Raw genomic sequence first — 16,406 nt, forward strand, 5'->3', positions numbered from 1 at the left:
ATAGAACCACTATGTCCTAATTTTCCTTTATCTCGGCATGACCCCGTAAGCGGCGGCGACGATTTCACGGTAGGTTTCCACCGTCATTTGCTTGGCATTGCTGCCGTCGGAGAAATTCTTCTTCGACTTTTCGGCGATGCTCAGGAAGTCTTCCTCGCGCACGCCTTTCACCTCGGCGAAGCGGGGGATGCCCAGGTCCTTGCTCATCTGGAACAGGTAGCCAACGGCGGCCTCGGCGGCCTCGGCCGGCGAGAGGTTGGGGTCGATACCCAGTGCATAGGCGACCTGCGCGTGGCGGGTGATGTCGGCGTCGCGGTTATGGCCGAACACGAAGGGCAGGAAGATCGCGTTGCCCACGCCGTGTGGCGTGTCGTACATGCCACCGATGGCTTCGGAAATGCAGTGCACGCTGCCGACGTCCGCGTTACCGAAGGCCATGCCGGCGATCAGGCTGGCCACCAGCATTTGCTCGCGTGCATGCAGGTTGTCCGGCTCCAGTACGGCGGGCCTGAGGTATTGGCTGATCAGGCGGATGGCATGCAGCGCCAGCCCGTCGCTGATCGGGTTCGACACGCGGCAGGTGTAGGCTTCGATGGCGTGGGTGAGGGCATCCATGCCGGTTGCGGCGGCAATCGATGCAGGCAGCGTGTCGAGAATGCGGGAGTCGAGCAATGCCAGAACGGGGCCCACCCGGTAATCCTGGACGCTCATCTTGAAATGCCGGGCGGTATCGGTGATCACCGAGAAACAGGTCACTTCGCTGCCGGTTCCGGCGGTGGTCGGGATGGCGACGATAGGCGGGATGGCGTGCCTGAGGGTGAAAGAGCCCTCGTAGTCTTCGATCCGACCCTCGTGGGTTAGCAGCAGGCTGATCGCCTTGGCCGCGTCCATCGCGCTGCCGCCGCCGATGGCCAGCAGGCCTTGGATACCTTTGCCGCGATACAGCTGCGCCGCCTGGTTGATGTCTTCGCTGCGAGGGTTTGCCTTGACGTCCGATATCTCGTCGAACGCGATCTCCCACTCATTCAGGCTGGCATACACGCCATTCAACAGGCCTGCGGCCTTTACCCCGGCGTCCGTCACGATCAGCACATGCGCCATGCCGAGTTCCCGCAGGTATTCGCCGGTGCGCTCACGCAGGTCGGGTCCCATCACGACTTTGGCGGGGAGTAAGAACTTGAATTCCATACGTACCTCTTGCTCGATTTTTGTCGTTGTTGAACGGCAGTGGAGGAATTCACGCGCAGGGCGAACCAACGGCTCCGGCGTGTGATGCATGGCTCTGCGGTCGAGAATCAACCGGGAACCTTTTTGTCTTATGTGGGCCTGGATAAGCACGAACTTCGAAAAGCCCCATGCAAGTCCCGAGGTGTAAAAAGAGGGGCGGCACCCACCCACCCGCCCCTGAAGGGATGTTCCGTACTAATGCATTTGGCCTGCGAGCAGGGAAAGCAGCGTTCCTGTCAGGCAGGCGGGGAAGTCATGCCCCATTCCCGGCAACAGCACCAAGCGTGCCCTGGGAATGGCCGCCGCCGTGGCGAAGCCTCCGCTGGTGGCGACCATGAGGTCTTTCTCAGCATGGATGACCAGCGTGTTGCAACGAATTCGCTGGAGTTCCTGCGTTCGGTCGCCCGAGTTGATGATGGCGCCGATCTGCCTCGCCATCCCGAGGTTGCTCGCTTCCCCGCCGCCTCGTTCCCAGGCTTGCATGGCGTAGTCGCGATGGGCCTGCTCGTCCCATTCCAGCGTCGTACCGACGGAACGCATGATCTCCACATAGTCGCGAACGCTCTCCTGCTGGTTCCGAGGAGGGCGCCGGAGAAGCTGCAAGATGGTCTTGAACGCTGGCTGGCCTACTCGCAGCGATCCTGTCGTCGAGAAGATGGACGCCAGGCTCATGACTCGCTGCGGATAACGAGCGGCAAGTGTCTGGGCGATCATGCCGCCCATCGACATCCCTACGACGTGCGCCGCACCCAGGCGCAGGCCATCCATGAGGCCGATCACATCGTCGGCCATGTCGCCCAGGTCATACCCCGCAGTCGGTTTACGGAAGAACTGTTGCAGGGTCGTGGGCGGGGTAACCTCGGTGAAGAAAGACCTGCCCGAGTCACGGTTGTCCAGCGTGATCACGCGCAGGCCCCGCTCGACCAGACCGGCGATGAGCGCTTCAGGCCAATAGATCAATTGCAGCCCCAGGCCGACGATGAGGATGACCGCAGGCGCGGTTTCCGGACCGTGGCTGCGATAGCAGAGGCTACGCTTGCCCGGTAGCTCGCAGAACCGATCCGCAGTCATCGCCCGCCGCCCTGAGTCTGAAGCGCCACGCTTCTGTGCAGGTAGGCGTCAGGCACCGTGCTGAACCGGAGGCATTCGTCGGCGACCTTCCCTCGGCGCAAAAGCTTGATGTCACGGAAGTAATCCATCGACATCACCCAGGGCTCGCGAGGCCCCTGGCGCGGCATGCTATCCAATGCCCGCTGGACATATCCGGCCCCGAAATCCAGCAGGGGACGGGTTTCGACACCATCCGGCGCCTTCGGCTCGCAGACGTTATGGCCCTGGCTGTCCATGAAGCCCAGCAAGCGACAGAAGTGGTCGCACAGCAGGCACACTTTCAGCGTCCAGGATGAGTTGGTATAGCCCACCGCAAAGGCAAAGTTGGGTACGCCGGAAAGCATCGTGCCCTTGTACGCCAGCGTCTGGCTCAACACTACCGGCTCGCCATCCTTGTGCAGGGCGATACCGCCGAACAACTGCACGTTCAGACCGGTGGCCGTGATGATGATATCGGCCTTCAGTTCCGTGCCGGACTTGAGCAAGACACCGGACTCGGTAAAGCGCTCGATATGGTCGGTAACGACCGAGGCTTTACCTGCACTGATGGCCTTGAAAAGATCGCCTTCGGGAACCGAGCACAAGCGTTGGTCCCAGGGCTTGTAGGGCGGGTTGAAATGAACGTCGACCGGATAGCCCTTCGGTAATTCTCTACGGGTCAGCCATATGAGCAGCTTGCGGGCGAGCCCGGGGAAGCGCTGGCAGAATCGCCAGAAGACCAGGGTGATCTTGGCATTCTTGTAGCGCGTCAGTGAGTAGGCGGTTTGCGCCGGCAGAATCTTGCGAAGAAAAGCGGCAACGGAATCGTTGGCGGGCTGGTTGACGATATAGGAGGGCGTCCGCTGCAACATGGTGATGCTGGCGACCTCGTCGGCCATGGCGGGAATCAGCGTCACCGCCGTTGCGCCGCTGCCGATGACCACCACATGCTTGCCCCGATAGTCCAAGCGCTCGGGCCAGTGTTGCGGGTGGATGATTTGCCCCTTGAACTGCTCCGCGCCCTCGAAGCGTGGGCTGAAGCCTTGGTCATAACGGTAGTAACCGCCTGCGCTGAACAGCCAGCGGCATTCGATGGTGCGGGTTTCTGCCGTGTGGCCGTCCTCGACGCATACTGCCCACAGCCCTTTGTCGCTCTGCCAATTCGCCGAGACCACTTTCTGCCGGTACTGGATGAAAGGGTCCAACTGGTATTCAGCGACGGCTTCTCGCAGGTATTCGAGAATGTCGGCGGCATCCGCCAGAGATTTCGCCTTGGTCCAAGGCTTGAAGTCGAAGCCGAAGGTGTACAGGTCCGAGTCGGAGCGTATGCCGGGATAGCGGAACAGGTCCCAGGTGCCGCCCATCCGCTCCCGGGACTCGAGAATCGCAAACACCTTGTTCGGCTGGTGACGTCGAAGGTAAGCCGCAGCGCCGATGCCAGACACACCGGCTCCTATGATCAGAACATCGAGCGGCTCAATTGGAAGAGCAGTGTGAGAGGACATGTCGCCTCCTATTGTTGTGTTATAGAGACTTGATCTTTTGACTTGATCGTTTGACCAGAATAGACGCGAGCGAGTTGCTGGTACAAGGTGCGAAATGCACCAGGTTTCCATCGGTTTGGGTTTATTTGCACCTAGGTGCCGCACCCTGTTCCCCGCCAGGCCATGGCGGAAGGCCTGATCCATGGACGAGAAGCGCACAGTCCGCTTGCAGGACTACGAGGAGGAGACCGGGCGAGGTAGCCCCGCTGGAGGCGGGGAGAGGAGAGCTAGAAGAGGCGTCGCACCTGCACTGGCAAGAGGCCCGAAGAGCAGGGGCACGGCGAACCGTGTCACCATGCCCCTCTCTAGAGATGCGCCTTCGAAAAGATCAGAAGCTGGCCACCAACAGCTTCACAGCCTGGCAGGCGGCTTCGGTCTCGGCATTCAGCCGCTCCTGGTCACCATGGGCGGACCAGGCGAGAAGCAAGCCATCGAACAGGTTGATGAGCAAGCGACTGACAGTGCCCAGCGCTTCTTGGTCCAGCACCGAGCCAGCGACCTGTTCGATGGCCTGCTTCGTCGCTTCGATGGAGTCGGTGTAGATCTTGCTCGCCATCGCGGGGTTGTTACGCAGATTCCAGAAAAACAGCTCGAACTGGGTAGTCGCCAGTTGCGGATGCGTGGTGAACCACCCGACCAACTGGCGCAATATCTCTGCTACCGAGTCTGCCGCCGTGGCTCCCGCCGTAACGTGCAGCAAGGACTGCTGTGGCGTGTCTATCAGGGATTCATAGACCGCGTCGAACAATTCGTCCTTGGTGTGGAAGACATAGTGCAGGGAGGCCAATGGAGAATTCGCCGCGGCCGCGATGCGACGGGTAGTGGCGTTCGCCACACCATATTCCGCGATCACCTTCACGGCGGCCTCAATAAAGTCTTGCCTGCGCACTTCGGCGCCCACTCGAGCCATTCAGCTTCTCCTTCTTCGGTGTTGCCGCCAGGCGACTGGTCCGCTGTCGACCGGAACGAATGCTAACGCATGGCCGTTCTCCAATCCATGAGTCGACACGCCTGAAGACCAAGGCAGCGACCCTTTGTCTCTCCAGATGTTTCGCTCCGACCGCAGGCGATGCGTAGCCGAAGCGGAACAGGATCGAGCCTGGGCAATCCGCTATCGCCAGCGCGAACCCGCGTAGAGCCGCATCTTGATTCGGCAGGCCTTTCCTGAGCGCCGAGATGCCACGCAGAATTATTAATCGTTTGACTTGATCACGTGATCATGTCGTATGATCAAACCTCCTTTCCGCGCCAGGCGCAAGGAGAGGGCGGTCTGACCGCATGAGAGTGAACGCTCATGGGCTGAGGCTGATTGCGGAGGCCCTGCAGAACAATGACAACACCACACAGGTAGGCATCAGATGAGTACGCGAAGATTGACGACAGTCAGCTGCGACACCCCGATCGAGCAGGTAGTGGAAATCATCAGGCGTGATGGCGCTGTCGCTATTTGCAACTTCGTCTCGGAAGAAACCTTGAAGTCTCTTACCGAGGACCTGGACAGCTATCTGGGCGTTACCCCCTGCGGCATGGACCCTTACTTCGCCGGCACCCAGACTCGACGTACCGCGCGGATCCTGGCGAAAAGCGACTCCGCCGTGGAAGTGGCACTGAACCCCCTGTTCCTCGAGACGGCAAAGCAGGTATTGCAGACTCCCACCCATGTCTGGGTAGGGAACGATCGGGTCGAGATCACGCCCGATATCCAACTGAGCATGACCCAGGCCATACAGATCGGGCCTGGACAAGGTCTTCAACCCCTGCATCGCGACGATGCCACTTCGCTCTGGCGGCATCCGCAGTATGGTCGCGAGGCTCGCTTGCAGCTCATGCTGGCGATTACCGACTTCACCGAAGAGAACGGCGCGACGCGGGTCATTCCTGGCAGTCATCAATGGGATGACGAACGTATGCCCACCCAGGAAGAAACCATCGGCGCGGAAATGAAGGCAGGCACTGCGCTTCTCTGGTTGGGATCGGTATATCACGGCGGTGGCGCCAACAGATCCGACGCTCCTCGCACAGGCCTGACCATGGCCTACGACCTGGCCTTCCTGCGCCTGGAAGAAAACCACTTCCTTTCCATACCCGTCGAGCGCGTTCGGCAACTCCCCGCGCAAATGCAGCGTCTGCTGGGGTGGAGTGCCAGTTCCACGCTACTGGGATGGGTGGAGATCGATGGTCAGATGCGTGACCCGCAAGAGCTGCTGGGCATGCCCTCCTTTTCCGAGGCAGGGAAGGGGTTCTAGCGGCACTGCCATGGATCGGCCCATGAGAGGAACAACGTCCGGCAACCCGGGAGTGATGTGAATGAATGCCTTCAACGGAGCGGCACGCAACAATGCCGAACCCATGACATTCCGCAGCCTTGGCGGATGGGTGGAGCAGCCAGACGACCTGCAGCCGGCGCTGACAGGCCACGAGCACGCAGACGTAGTCGTGGTCGGCGCCGGGTTCGCCGGCCTGTCAACGGCGCTGGAACTAAGGGCGCGTGGAGCGAACGTCATCGTTCTGGAACAGCAGTTCGCAGGCTTCGGGGCCAGCGGGCGCAATGCCGGCTATCTGCTCGGCAGCATGGGCATAGAATGCGAGGTTTTCGTCAAGCGAGTGGGGCTTGAGCAGGCACGTAAGTTCGTCGGTTTCTATGACGAGGCCGTCACTTATGTGGAAGAGCGTTTGGCTGCGCTGGACATCGATTGCGATTACACGCCCTCGGGAATCATCCGGGCCGCCGTCCATCCCAGCCAGGAAAAGCGACTGCGAGCGAACATGGAGCTTGGCCACGCGCTGGGCTCTGTCACTCGCTTCGTGGATAGCGCCGAGATGCGCGCGCGAGGCATACCGCCCGCATTCCTGTTTGGCAGCGAGCAGCGTGGCGGCACCTTGAATCCGGGAAAGTACGTCAACGGCCTGCGTCGTGCGGCAATCAAGGCTGGCGTGAAATTGTACGAACGCACGCCGGTGCTTTCCTACTGTGAAGGACAGGTGATTACCTGCAATACGGCCCAGGGTATCGCCACCGCCCCTGTAATGGTTCTGGCGACCAACGCCTACACGCCTCAGCTGGGAGTGCTACGCAACAAGGTTGCACCGATCCGGGTTTCGGCAATCGAAACCCAGCCACTATCGGCGGAGCAACTGGCGTCCCTGGGTTGGCAAGAGCGTGAAGGCCTCATTACGCCGCACTACACCATGGAAAGTCATCGCCTGACGGCCCATGACACCCTGCTGCTGACCGTGAAGCAATTGGGTTATGCCTACGGCTCGAAGACACCCAATATTCCGGACCACGCCGCCTACGCCGCGTTGTCGCGAGTATTGCGCGAGCGTTTTCCTTCCTTGCAGGGCCTTGCCATTCGGCATTGCTGGAGCGGGTATATCAGCGGGGCCTACGACTTCCTCCCCGTGGTCGGAGTGACAGGGGCCAGGCAGAACATCTTCTATACGGCGGGATGTTCAGGGCATGGCCTTGCCACTCAATCGCTCATGGGCGCGCTTTTCGCCGAGCGAATCGGCGGTGGAGAGCCTCCGCTGCTAGCGGCGCTGGAACACAAGACGCCATCCATGCTACCCGAGCCACTTCAATGGTGCGCCATAAAGACGGCCTTTGCGGCCGCCAGGCTACTGGATGCATGGACCGACAAGAAAGTGCGCAAAGACAAAGCCTTGAACGGCTGATAACGATGCGGGGAGTTAATGGGGATATGCCCGTACTCCCTTGCACCGATTAGACACAAGGCATCGATACAACTCTATCTGAAGGAGCAGTTAACGTGGAACCGAGAGACTTGTTCGCTCTGCTCTCATGTATTCTCCTGGTGATTTCCGGATTGTTTTATGGCGCTGCATTCATCAGGCGGAAAAACTATTTGCTTGGTCTGGAGTTCTTGATCGTAGGTATCTCGGCATCGAACTTCACTACATTCATAGCCACCGGCTGGCAAGCCAACTACAACATCGCGATCTTTCTCGACGCCTTTTCGCGAGGGGTGGGAGTGCCAGTTATCGCTACGCTCGGGCTAATGGCAGTTACCCACGATTACAAACCGTCGCCCGCCAAGGACATCCTCATTTTTGTAGCTGGCTTTGCCGCTACCGGCGTCTATTTCCTGTCTGGAATCATCGAGGGATTCCTCCCTTATTTCTATGTATTCATGTGGTCAGCCTATACCTTGTATCTTTGCTACTTCACCTTGCAACTGGCCCGTGCAGGCGAAGCCCTCCATACTCTGGCCACCATCGTTGGCGGGCTGGCGGGCCTGGTAGTAGCGCTCAGGTATGACTTCTTCCCGATTCCGGGAGACGACACGAAGATGGTCTTCATGACCATGGCCTTCCTGGCTTGGTCCTATTCCATGGTGCAGTTGTACTATGCCTATGGTGCGCTGGAGCGTTCGAACAAGGTATACGGCCAAGCGTTTCCTCGTCCACGCTAAACAATACGGCGCGACAAGTTTTTCTTTCTGATCCGACAACCTGGCAGAACTGTTCTGCTGTAACTCCATGGCAGGCCCTGGCCCTGCCTTTTACCGCCCTTCGGGGCGGTTTTTTTTGCAGGCATTACATCCGTTATAGTCCCGCTCCGCCGCGGAGCGGGCATTGTCGGATAAAGTTGCTCGATTCATGACCGGTCATATCCGATCGCTCCCTCTGACTCGAGGCGAAACGACAATTGAAAATGCTCGAGCCGATATCTACGAAAGTTCCCCTCAAGCTCTCTTGTGCCCTGTTACCAAGCATCTCCAGGTAACACATGTTTCTTTACTTCCCAAGGTGGTGCACAGGGCACTGGGCCTGGAACAGAACTTTTTCCATAACCGCCTGATTTATAACAATTAAAAAAACATGAAAGAGAACTGGCATATGGTTTGCCTCATGATCGTCCGACATGGTCAATTGATCAGGTCAAATGATCATTATCGACAGGAGCCGACTTCTTCCCCTTGGGAGGTCGAGCAACCGGTCCATGCCCTGTGTGAGGAGCCATCCAATGAAAGATGTAACTGAACGGCTGGAAGGTGAAGCGCCCACCCGTCGTGTTTTCCAGCAGCAGTTGTTCATGACCCTCGCGGTATCGACCGTGCTCTGTTCGGTCCAGGCTGCGCCCCAGGGCCCCGAGGCGCTGGGGTCGAAACTGACCCCCTTGGGCGGGGAGATCGCAGCGAGTGCAAGCGGGGATATTCCTGCCTGGACGCAGCCTGGACAGCAGGACGAGGGATGGAGCTACGGCCAGGTGCGAGGAGAGCACTGGAAGTTCAAGGGCGACAAGCCGCTCTACAGCATCGACGCGAACAATCTCGCGCAACACTCGAGCAAGCTGTCCCCCGGACAGGTCGAGTTGTTCAAGAGGATTCCCGGCTATCGCATGGATGTGTATCCGACCCGTCGGACCTGTAGCGCTCCGGACTTCGTGGTCGAGAACACCCGGCAGAACGTTGGTTTCGCCAAGCTCGATGCTGCCGGCCTCGCTCTGGACGAGGCTCACGTTCCGGGCATCCCGTTCCCCATGCCGAGTACCGGTGCCGAGGTGATGTGGAACATGAAGATGCGCTACCGCGGCGTTGGCGTCGAAATTCCCCGGACCATTTCCGGAATTTCTCCACGCAAAGGGGGGGAATGGTTACGTCAGTCGACAGATACCTTCTTCTTCACGCCCTGGGGGAAAAAGGGGAGTGCGCTCTTCTCGTCAGTTGGCCGCCTGGAGAATGCGACCTTCTTCAACTACCTCGAGCCGGCTGCTCTGGCCGGCCAGTCCGCGGTACAGACTGCCGTGGCCGGCGAACAGGCCACGACCTTCTACTACTTCCCCGGCCAGCGCCGCGTGCGGCGAATGCCGTCGTACTCCTACGATGCGCCACAGATCGGCCTGGATAACCAGTACACCGTCGACGAGGCGAACGTCTTCTTCGGCACCATGGACCGTTTCGACTGGAAGCTGATCGGCAAGCAGGAGTTGCTGGTGCCTTACAACGATTTCGGTGCCTACGACACTGGCGCCAAGGTGGAGACGTTTGCCGGCAACGACTCGATCGCGCCGCAGTCGCGTCGCTATGAGCTGCATCGGGTCTGGGTCGTCGAGGCCAATGTCCGTCAAGGCATGCGCCATCAGGCGCCGAAGCGCATGTTCTACATCGACGAGGACAGTTGGAACCCGTTGCTGGCGGTGGACTACGACAAGCAAGGGCAGATCTGGAAAGTGCGCGAAGGGTTCTCGATTCCCGTGTACGAGACAGGCGCCTGCGACGTCCAGGCCCAGGTCCAGTACAACCTGGCGGATGGCCGCTACCTCTTCGACATGACCTCGATCGGTGCGGGCAAGAACGATATTCGCTGGCTCACCGAAGACAACGGCTCCCCCCGCCTGAAGCGTGACTTCTTCACCTCCGACAATCTGCGAGCCATCAGCGAGCGCTAACCGACGTCAGATCGAGAGCCAGCATGAAAAAAATAATTACGAAAGCCTCAGGCCTTGTCATCGCGTGCACAACCCCATTGGCAATGGGATTCACGTTCGAAACCGAAACCCTCAATGGCTCCTTCGACTCCACGATCACCGCAGGCATGGGTCTGCGTACCGAGTCACGGGGCTGCAACCTGATCAACCAGGGACCGACCGGGCACAACGCGCCCTCCGGCTGCCTGGCGCAGAGCTCCGGCGTGGCCGACCAGGGCGACCTGAACTACGACCGCGGCGACATGTTCACCAACTACCTCAAGGGCACCCATGAGCTGTTGCTGAAGATGCCCGAGGACATCACCTTCATGGCGCGCGGCACCTGGATCCGCGACTTCGCTGCCACCGATACCACCGGCACGCTGTCGTTCAACACCCCGGAGAGCGTCGGCAGCAACGGGCTGAGCGACGACGCCCGCGACGACCTCGCGTTCAAGGCCCGCCTGCTGGACCTGTGGGTGAGCAAAGGCTTCGACGTGGGCGGGCAGCGGGTCCGCGCACGCCTGGGCAACCAGGTGATCAACTGGGGCGAAAGCCTGTTCGTGGCCGGTGGCATCAACAATACCAACGCCTACGATTACCAGGCCTTGGCGCGCCCCGGCGTGCAGCTCAAGGAGGCCGTGCTGCCGGCGCCGATGCTCAGTGTCGCGTCGGGCCTGGGTTCGGGTGTCAACGTCGAGGCCTACTATCAATTCCGCTGGAACAAGAGCGAATTGCCGCCGGTGGGCAGCTACTGGTCCACCACCAACGCGCTGGGTGAGGGCAGGGGGGACTATGGATTCTCCGAAAAGGACGCCCGTGACAGCGGCCAGTGGGGCCTTTCGCTGCGCTGGCAGCCGGAGGACAGCGACGTCGCCTATGGCTTCTACGTGATGCGTTATCACGACAAGTTGCCATCGTTGCGTGTCGCCATTCTCGACCCGAACACCTTCGCGGCGGCACCGACCTGGGAGTACCAGGAAGACCGGATGATGTACGGCATCAGTGCCAACATGCCGATCGGTGACTGGGCCGTCGGTACGGAGCTGTCGTACCGGCCGAAGGACTCGGTCATGCTCAACCCGGTCATCGACCTGTGTACCGGCAACGGCGGCAAATGCTGGAAGGACGAGAAGAAATTCCAGTGGCACCTGACCGGCCTGTACAGCTTCACGCCGTCCAATTCCCCGACGCTTCTGGATTTCAGCGGGGCCAGCACGGGCAGCTTGCTGACCGAACTGGTGGTCATCAAGTACCCGGGGCTGCATGACGAGGTCAATGGCGAACCGCTCGCCGCGGGGCTCAATGCCTGGCAGCTGGATCCTGCCAGAGCGCCGAAGTCCCGTGGCGACAAGACCTCTTCAGGGATCAACCTGGACTTCAGCCTGACCTATGACGGCACCTTGTTGCCGGGCTGGCAGGTCACGCCGGGCGTCTTCTATGCACGGTCGCAGGGAGGACGGACACCGAACCTCAGCGCAACCTTCACCAAGGACGCGAGCAGCATGAACCTGTACCTGAACTTCGTGCGGAACCCGGCCAGTTGGCAGATTTCCCTCAACTACGCGAAGTTCATGGGCGGTGAGACGCCCTACGACCAGCTTTATCGTGACCGCGATTATGTCGGCATCGCGATCTCCCGCACCTTGTGAGGCTTGCCGTGAACGGTTCTGTAAAGCTACCTGAGGCCCCGACACGTGGCCTGTTGTCATATGTCGAAGGTGTGTTGTTCAGGCATCGCCGGCTGGTGCTGGCGAGCCTGGCGCTATTCACGCTGATCATGGGCTGGTTTGCCGTACAGCTGCGCATGGATGCCGGCTTCGAAAAGCAATTGCCGGTAGGCCACGAATACATCGAGACATTCGAGGCCTACCGCAATGACCTGCTCGGGGCGAACCGACTGACCATCGTGGTCAAGGCCCGAGAGGGCGATATCTGGAGCGCCCCGGGCCTGAAGCGGCTGTATGACGTCACCCAGGCGGTGACCTTCCTCCCCGGAGTATCGCGCAGCAGCGTGCGCTCCCTGTGGACGCCCAACGCCTTCGTCAACGAAATCACCGAGGAAGGTTTTCGTGCTGATCCGCTGGTACCCGGAACGGTTTCTCCCGAGCACCTGGATGACCGGATCATCGCGAAGATCGCCAATTCCACTGCCCAGGGCGGCTTCATCGGTACGCTGGTTTCCCGGGACCAGAGCAGCGCGATGATCACGGTGGAACTCAACGAGTACGATAGCCAGGGCGCCCATCTGGACTACGTAACCTTCAACCATCGGCTGGAGAAAGAGATCCGCCAGCGCTTCGAAGACGGCGATTTCGAAATCCAGATCATCGGTTTCGCCAAGCAGATCGGCGACATCGCCGACGGAGCTTCAGCCGTGCTGGAGTTCTGTTTGCTGGCGTTGCTGCTGACGGCGGGGGCGGTGTACTGGTATTGCCACTCGCTGCGTTTCACCTTGCTGGCGTTGGTCTGTTCGCTGGCCTCGCTGGTCTGGCAGTTCGGCAGCCTGCGCCTGTTGGGCTACGGGCTCGATCCGCTGGCAGTGCTGGTGCCCTTCCTGGTGTTCGCCATCGGGGTTTCCCATGGCGTGCAGCAAATCAACTTCATCGTGCGCGAGATCGCCATCGGCAAGAGCGCCGAAGAGGCGGCACGCTCGAGCTTCACCGGGTTGCTGGTTCCCGGGACGCTGGCGCTGGTGACCGCGCTGGTTTCCTTCGTGACGCTGCTGTTGATCCCGATCCCGATGGTGCGGGAACTGGCGATCACGGCTTCGCTTGGCGTGGCCTACAAGATCGTCACCAACCTGGTGATGCTGCCGTTGATGGCGTCGTTGCTGCGCGTCGACGACAAGTACGCAGCCGCCCAGGAGGTTTCCCGGCAGCGTCGCAGCCGTTGGCTGCGGGGCCTGGCCCGGCTCGCCGAGCCACGCAAGGCGCAGTGGGTGCTCGGCGCGGCCTTGGCGGTGTTCCTGGCGGCGATCTGGCAAAGCCATGACCGCGTCGTCGGCACGCTGCAGGCGGGTGCGCCGGAGTTGCGCGAGGACTCGCGCTTCAATCGCGACGCGGTCTCCATCGCCAGCAACTACGACATTGGCCTGGACTGGCTCAGCGTGGTGTTCGAAGTCGACAAGGCTCCTTCCGAGGTGGCCTGCGAGGATGTCGCCCTGGGCCAGTACCAGGATCGTTTCGTGTGGGCCATGCAGGGGGTGCCCGGCGTCCTCTCGGTCGCGTCCTTCTCCACCACCATGCGTCAGTTCAACGAGGGCTACAACGAAGGCAACCCGAAGATGGCGGCGGTGCCCATCGACCCGATGAACTACGCCGCGCTGGCCACCGAGGTTGCGCGAACCCCCGGGCTGATGCGCATCGATTGCAGCATGTCGGCCGTGCACCTGTACCTGGCCGATCACAAGGCCACGACCATCAACCGAGTGGTGGACGCCGCCAAGGCCTTCCGCAGCGAGTATCCGATGTCAGGCATTTCGATCCGCCTCGCCTCCGGCAACGCCGGCGTCCTGGCAGCGATCAACGAAGAGGTGGAGAAGAGCGAGACCCCCATGCTGCTTTACGTCTATGCCGCCATCGCCTTGCTGGTGTTCGTGGTCTATCGCGACTTGCGGGCGGTCCTGGTGTGTTGCCTGCCGCTGACCATCGGCACCTTCATTGGCTACTGGTTCATGAAGGAGCTGCAGATCGGCCTGACCATCGCCACCTTGCCGGTGATGGTGCTGGCAGTGGGCATTGGCGTCGATTACGCCTTCTACATCTACAACCGCCTGCAACTGCACCTGGCCCATGGCCAGACGATCACCAAGGCGGTGGAGTACGCGCTGCTCGAGGTGGGCGTCGCCACCATTTTCACCGCCATCACCCTGGCCGTTGGCGTGGCCACCTGGGCCTTCTCGGAGCTCAAGTTCCAGGCCGACATGGGCAAGCTGCTGGCCTTCATGTTCATCGTCAACATGGTCATGGCCATGACCGTGCTGCCGGCCTTCGCCGTGTGGCTGGAGCGGGCGTTCCCGCGCAAACGTCCCGTGCGCATGATCGGCGCGCTGGTGCACTGAGGAGAGAAACATGAAGTTCAGGGTTTCACTCACCGCGGCCTTGCTCGCAGCAGGATTGCCGCTGATGTCTCTCCAGGCCGCGCCGTTGCAGGCCGTGCCGGCCGTGCAGGCGGGCAATGCCACGCAGGCCACCATGCTGGCCGCCGGCTGGGCCGGAGAGCGGGTGGTTGCCGTGGGCAACCACGGTGTCGTGTTGTTGTCCGACGACCAGGGCAGGCAGTGGCGCCAGGCACGCTCGGTCCCACTATCCACGCCATTGACGGGTGTGTCCTTCGTGGATGCCAGGCACGGCTGGGCGGTGGGTCACTGGGGCGCGATCCTGTCCACCGCCGACGGCGGGGAATCCTGGCAGGTCCAGCGCCTGTCGAGCGAAGAAGACCGGCCGCTGTTCGCCGTGCACTTTTTCGATGCCCGGCAGGGCGTTGCGGTAGGCCTCTGGTCGTTGGTGCTGACCACCGAGGATGGCGGCAAGACATGGACGGAGCAGCCGTTGCAAGCGCCTCCAGGAGCCAAGCGGGCCGACCTCAACCTGATGGGGCTGTTTGCCGACAACCACGGCAGCCTGTACGCCACGGCCGAGCATGGGCAGGTGCTGCGCTCCGACGACCAGGGGAAGAACTGGCGTTACCTGGATACCGGCTATGAAGGCACCCTGTGGTCTGGCGCGGTGCTGGCCGATGGGCGTCTGCTGCTGGGTGGTCAGCGTGGCACCCTGTTGCAGGGCTCTGCCGATGGCAAGGCTTTTCGCAGAGTGCCAACGCAAGGCAAGGGCTCTGTCACATCCATAGCAGTGGCTGGCGCGCGGGTATTGGCGGTCGGGCTTGACGGACTGAAGGTACGGAGCAGGGATGGTGGAAACAGTTTCCAGGAAGCACCGTCGGCTGACGGCCTCTCGCTGACGGCGGCGCTGTTCAACGCCGACGGCACGCCGCTGCTGTTTTCACGTCGCGGAGTAATGCCCCGCCAGGAATGAAAGTGTTCACCGGCCTCTTTGCTTGTCCGGGGACTCGGTTGGGCCTGGCGCCTTCGGGGCCAGGCCGGCCAGCGTGGAAGGCTTCTAGAGCTGGAGATAGTCGGCCAGGTCTGCGTAGTTATGTTGCCACAGGCCTGGGCTGCCATTGGGGTACTGGGAGCGGAAGCCGAGGATCTTCTGAACGCGCGGAGCAAGCGTTCTGACCAGTTCGAGCGGCACGATCAACGGGTAGGCCTCTTCAGGCGTGATGATCGAAGCCTGCATCGGGATGGTCAGCCCGCGACGGTAGAAGTCAGCGGTCACGTTGGCCCCGCCGCCATGAACGACTTTCCCGCCGAACAGCACGGCATCTCCTGCTTTCAACAGGGCAGGGATCGTCATTTCTGGGGTTCCTACATCGTCGAAGTCATCCCAGTCCTGGCTCCCGGGGATCAAGCGCGTGGCACCGTTTTCCTCGGTGAAATCGGTTAGCGCCAGCATCAGGTTGGTGATGGTGCGCGGCGCATGTTTATTCATGGCCACGAACGGTTGGTACTGCGCCATGTCGCGGTGCAGCATTTGCGCTTTGTTGCCTGGGCCGATCTCGATCAACTGGGCCGTGGTCAGCCACCAGTCACCGCACTCCGCGGCGTAGAGCACGTTCCCCAGGTCGTGAAAGAGGTCGTCATCGAGGATCTCCTCGCGAAAGGTCTTGCTGTGGGTGACGAGGTTGGTGAGCCGTTTGGTCTGGCGGCCATGGAACTCGGCGATCAGCTCGTGCTGGTGCTTGGAGCCGGCCTCGAGCGCGGCCAGGGGAGCGTCCAGTTCGTTGTTGATCCGTGCGACTTGTTCGGGGGTCATGAAGTTGCGGATGATCACCGCACCTGCCTGGTCGCTCAGCAGTGCAATCTCTTGCGCTGGAGTCGAGCGGGTTACGACGGGCAGGCTGAAGGTATCGCGAGAGGCTGACATTGAAAGAACTCCGGATTGAAGGAACGGTTGGCGCAGGCGGGTCGCTGCCCGGGCAACGGGCACCGGCGAACAAGCCCGCTTGCCACTGCGCTAAACCCCAAAAAGAGAACATGGAGCGTCACGGCGCCT

At 61.0% G+C, this 16,406-nt stretch carries 12 protein-coding genes; 7 read left to right on the forward strand and 5 right to left on the reverse strand.

The genetic code is table 11. The features are described from left to right. Positions 1 to 27: 27 nt before the first annotated feature. From HMPREF2581_RS12635 to HMPREF2581_RS12650, 4 genes are all read right to left on the reverse strand, one after another. Positions 28 to 1,188 (reverse strand): iron-containing alcohol dehydrogenase, encoded by a 1,161-nt coding sequence (locus HMPREF2581_RS12635; RefSeq protein WP_023111227.1) that lies wholly within the window; start codon positions 1,186 to 1,188, stop codon positions 28 to 30. A 234-nt stretch (positions 1,189 to 1,422) separates the two neighbouring features. Beyond that, positions 1,423 to 2,298 (reverse strand): alpha/beta fold hydrolase, encoded by an 876-nt coding sequence (locus HMPREF2581_RS12640; RefSeq protein WP_003089172.1) that lies wholly within the window; start codon positions 2,296 to 2,298, stop codon positions 1,423 to 1,425. After that, positions 2,295 to 3,821, reverse strand: a complete 1,527-nt coding sequence (locus HMPREF2581_RS12645; protein ID WP_016253449.1) for a flavin-containing monooxygenase — start codon at positions 3,819 to 3,821, stop codon at positions 2,295 to 2,297. Before HMPREF2581_RS12645 ends, HMPREF2581_RS12640 begins: the two co-directional genes overlap by 4 nt. A gap of 367 nt (positions 3,822 to 4,188) precedes the next feature. Then, positions 4,189 to 4,770: a TetR/AcrR family transcriptional regulator gene (locus HMPREF2581_RS12650; protein ID WP_003089176.1), complete on the reverse strand. Its 582-nt coding sequence runs from the start codon at positions 4,768 to 4,770 to the stop codon at positions 4,189 to 4,191. A 448-nt stretch (positions 4,771 to 5,218) separates the two neighbouring features. On the opposite strand from HMPREF2581_RS12650, the gene HMPREF2581_RS12655 reads away from it, so the two are divergent. From HMPREF2581_RS12655 to HMPREF2581_RS12685, 7 genes are all read left to right on the forward strand, one after another. Beyond that, complete coding sequence (locus HMPREF2581_RS12655) at positions 5,219 to 6,106, forward strand: phytanoyl-CoA dioxygenase family protein (protein WP_023089827.1); 888 nt, start codon at positions 5,219 to 5,221, stop codon at positions 6,104 to 6,106. 61 nt (positions 6,107 to 6,167) lie between these two features. Then, entirely contained in the window at positions 6,168 to 7,535 is a 1,368-nt protein-coding gene (locus HMPREF2581_RS12660; protein ID WP_023111226.1) for an NAD(P)/FAD-dependent oxidoreductase, read from the forward strand. Between the two features lie 110 nt (positions 7,536 to 7,645). Then, positions 7,646 to 8,293: a hypothetical protein gene (locus tag HMPREF2581_RS12665; RefSeq protein ID WP_015648784.1), complete on the forward strand. Its 648-nt coding sequence runs from the start codon at positions 7,646 to 7,648 to the stop codon at positions 8,291 to 8,293. 554 nt (positions 8,294 to 8,847) lie between these two features. Beyond that, entirely contained in the window at positions 8,848 to 10,272 is a 1,425-nt protein-coding gene (locus HMPREF2581_RS12670; protein ID WP_003089182.1) for a DUF1329 domain-containing protein, read from the forward strand. A 23-nt stretch (positions 10,273 to 10,295) separates the two neighbouring features. Then, positions 10,296 to 11,942, forward strand: coding sequence for a DUF1302 domain-containing protein (locus HMPREF2581_RS12675; RefSeq protein WP_023111225.1), 1,647 nt, complete (start codon positions 10,296 to 10,298; stop codon positions 11,940 to 11,942). Between the two features lie 8 nt (positions 11,943 to 11,950). Next, positions 11,951 to 14,353 (forward strand): efflux RND transporter permease subunit, encoded by a 2,403-nt coding sequence (locus HMPREF2581_RS12680; protein ID WP_023111224.1) that lies wholly within the window; start codon positions 11,951 to 11,953, stop codon positions 14,351 to 14,353. Between the two features lie 10 nt (positions 14,354 to 14,363). Beyond that, on the forward strand, positions 14,364 to 15,326 hold the full coding sequence (locus HMPREF2581_RS12685) for a WD40/YVTN/BNR-like repeat-containing protein (RefSeq protein WP_003139502.1): 963 nt from the start codon (positions 14,364 to 14,366) through the stop codon (positions 15,324 to 15,326). Positions 15,327 to 15,410: 84 nt separating this feature from the next. Here HMPREF2581_RS12685 and HMPREF2581_RS12690 read toward each other — a convergent pair whose 3' ends face one another. Continuing rightward, the gene (locus tag HMPREF2581_RS12690; RefSeq protein WP_003089190.1) at positions 15,411 to 16,277 is read right to left on the reverse strand and encodes a phytanoyl-CoA dioxygenase family protein; all 867 of its coding nucleotides are present in this window, start codon (positions 16,275 to 16,277) and stop codon (positions 15,411 to 15,413) included. Positions 16,278 to 16,406: the final 129 nt, after the last annotated feature.

Source organism: Pseudomonas sp. HMSC057H01 (assembly GCF_001836405.1).
GTDB classification, from domain to species: domain Bacteria; phylum Pseudomonadota; class Gammaproteobacteria; order Pseudomonadales; family Pseudomonadaceae; genus Pseudomonas; species Pseudomonas aeruginosa.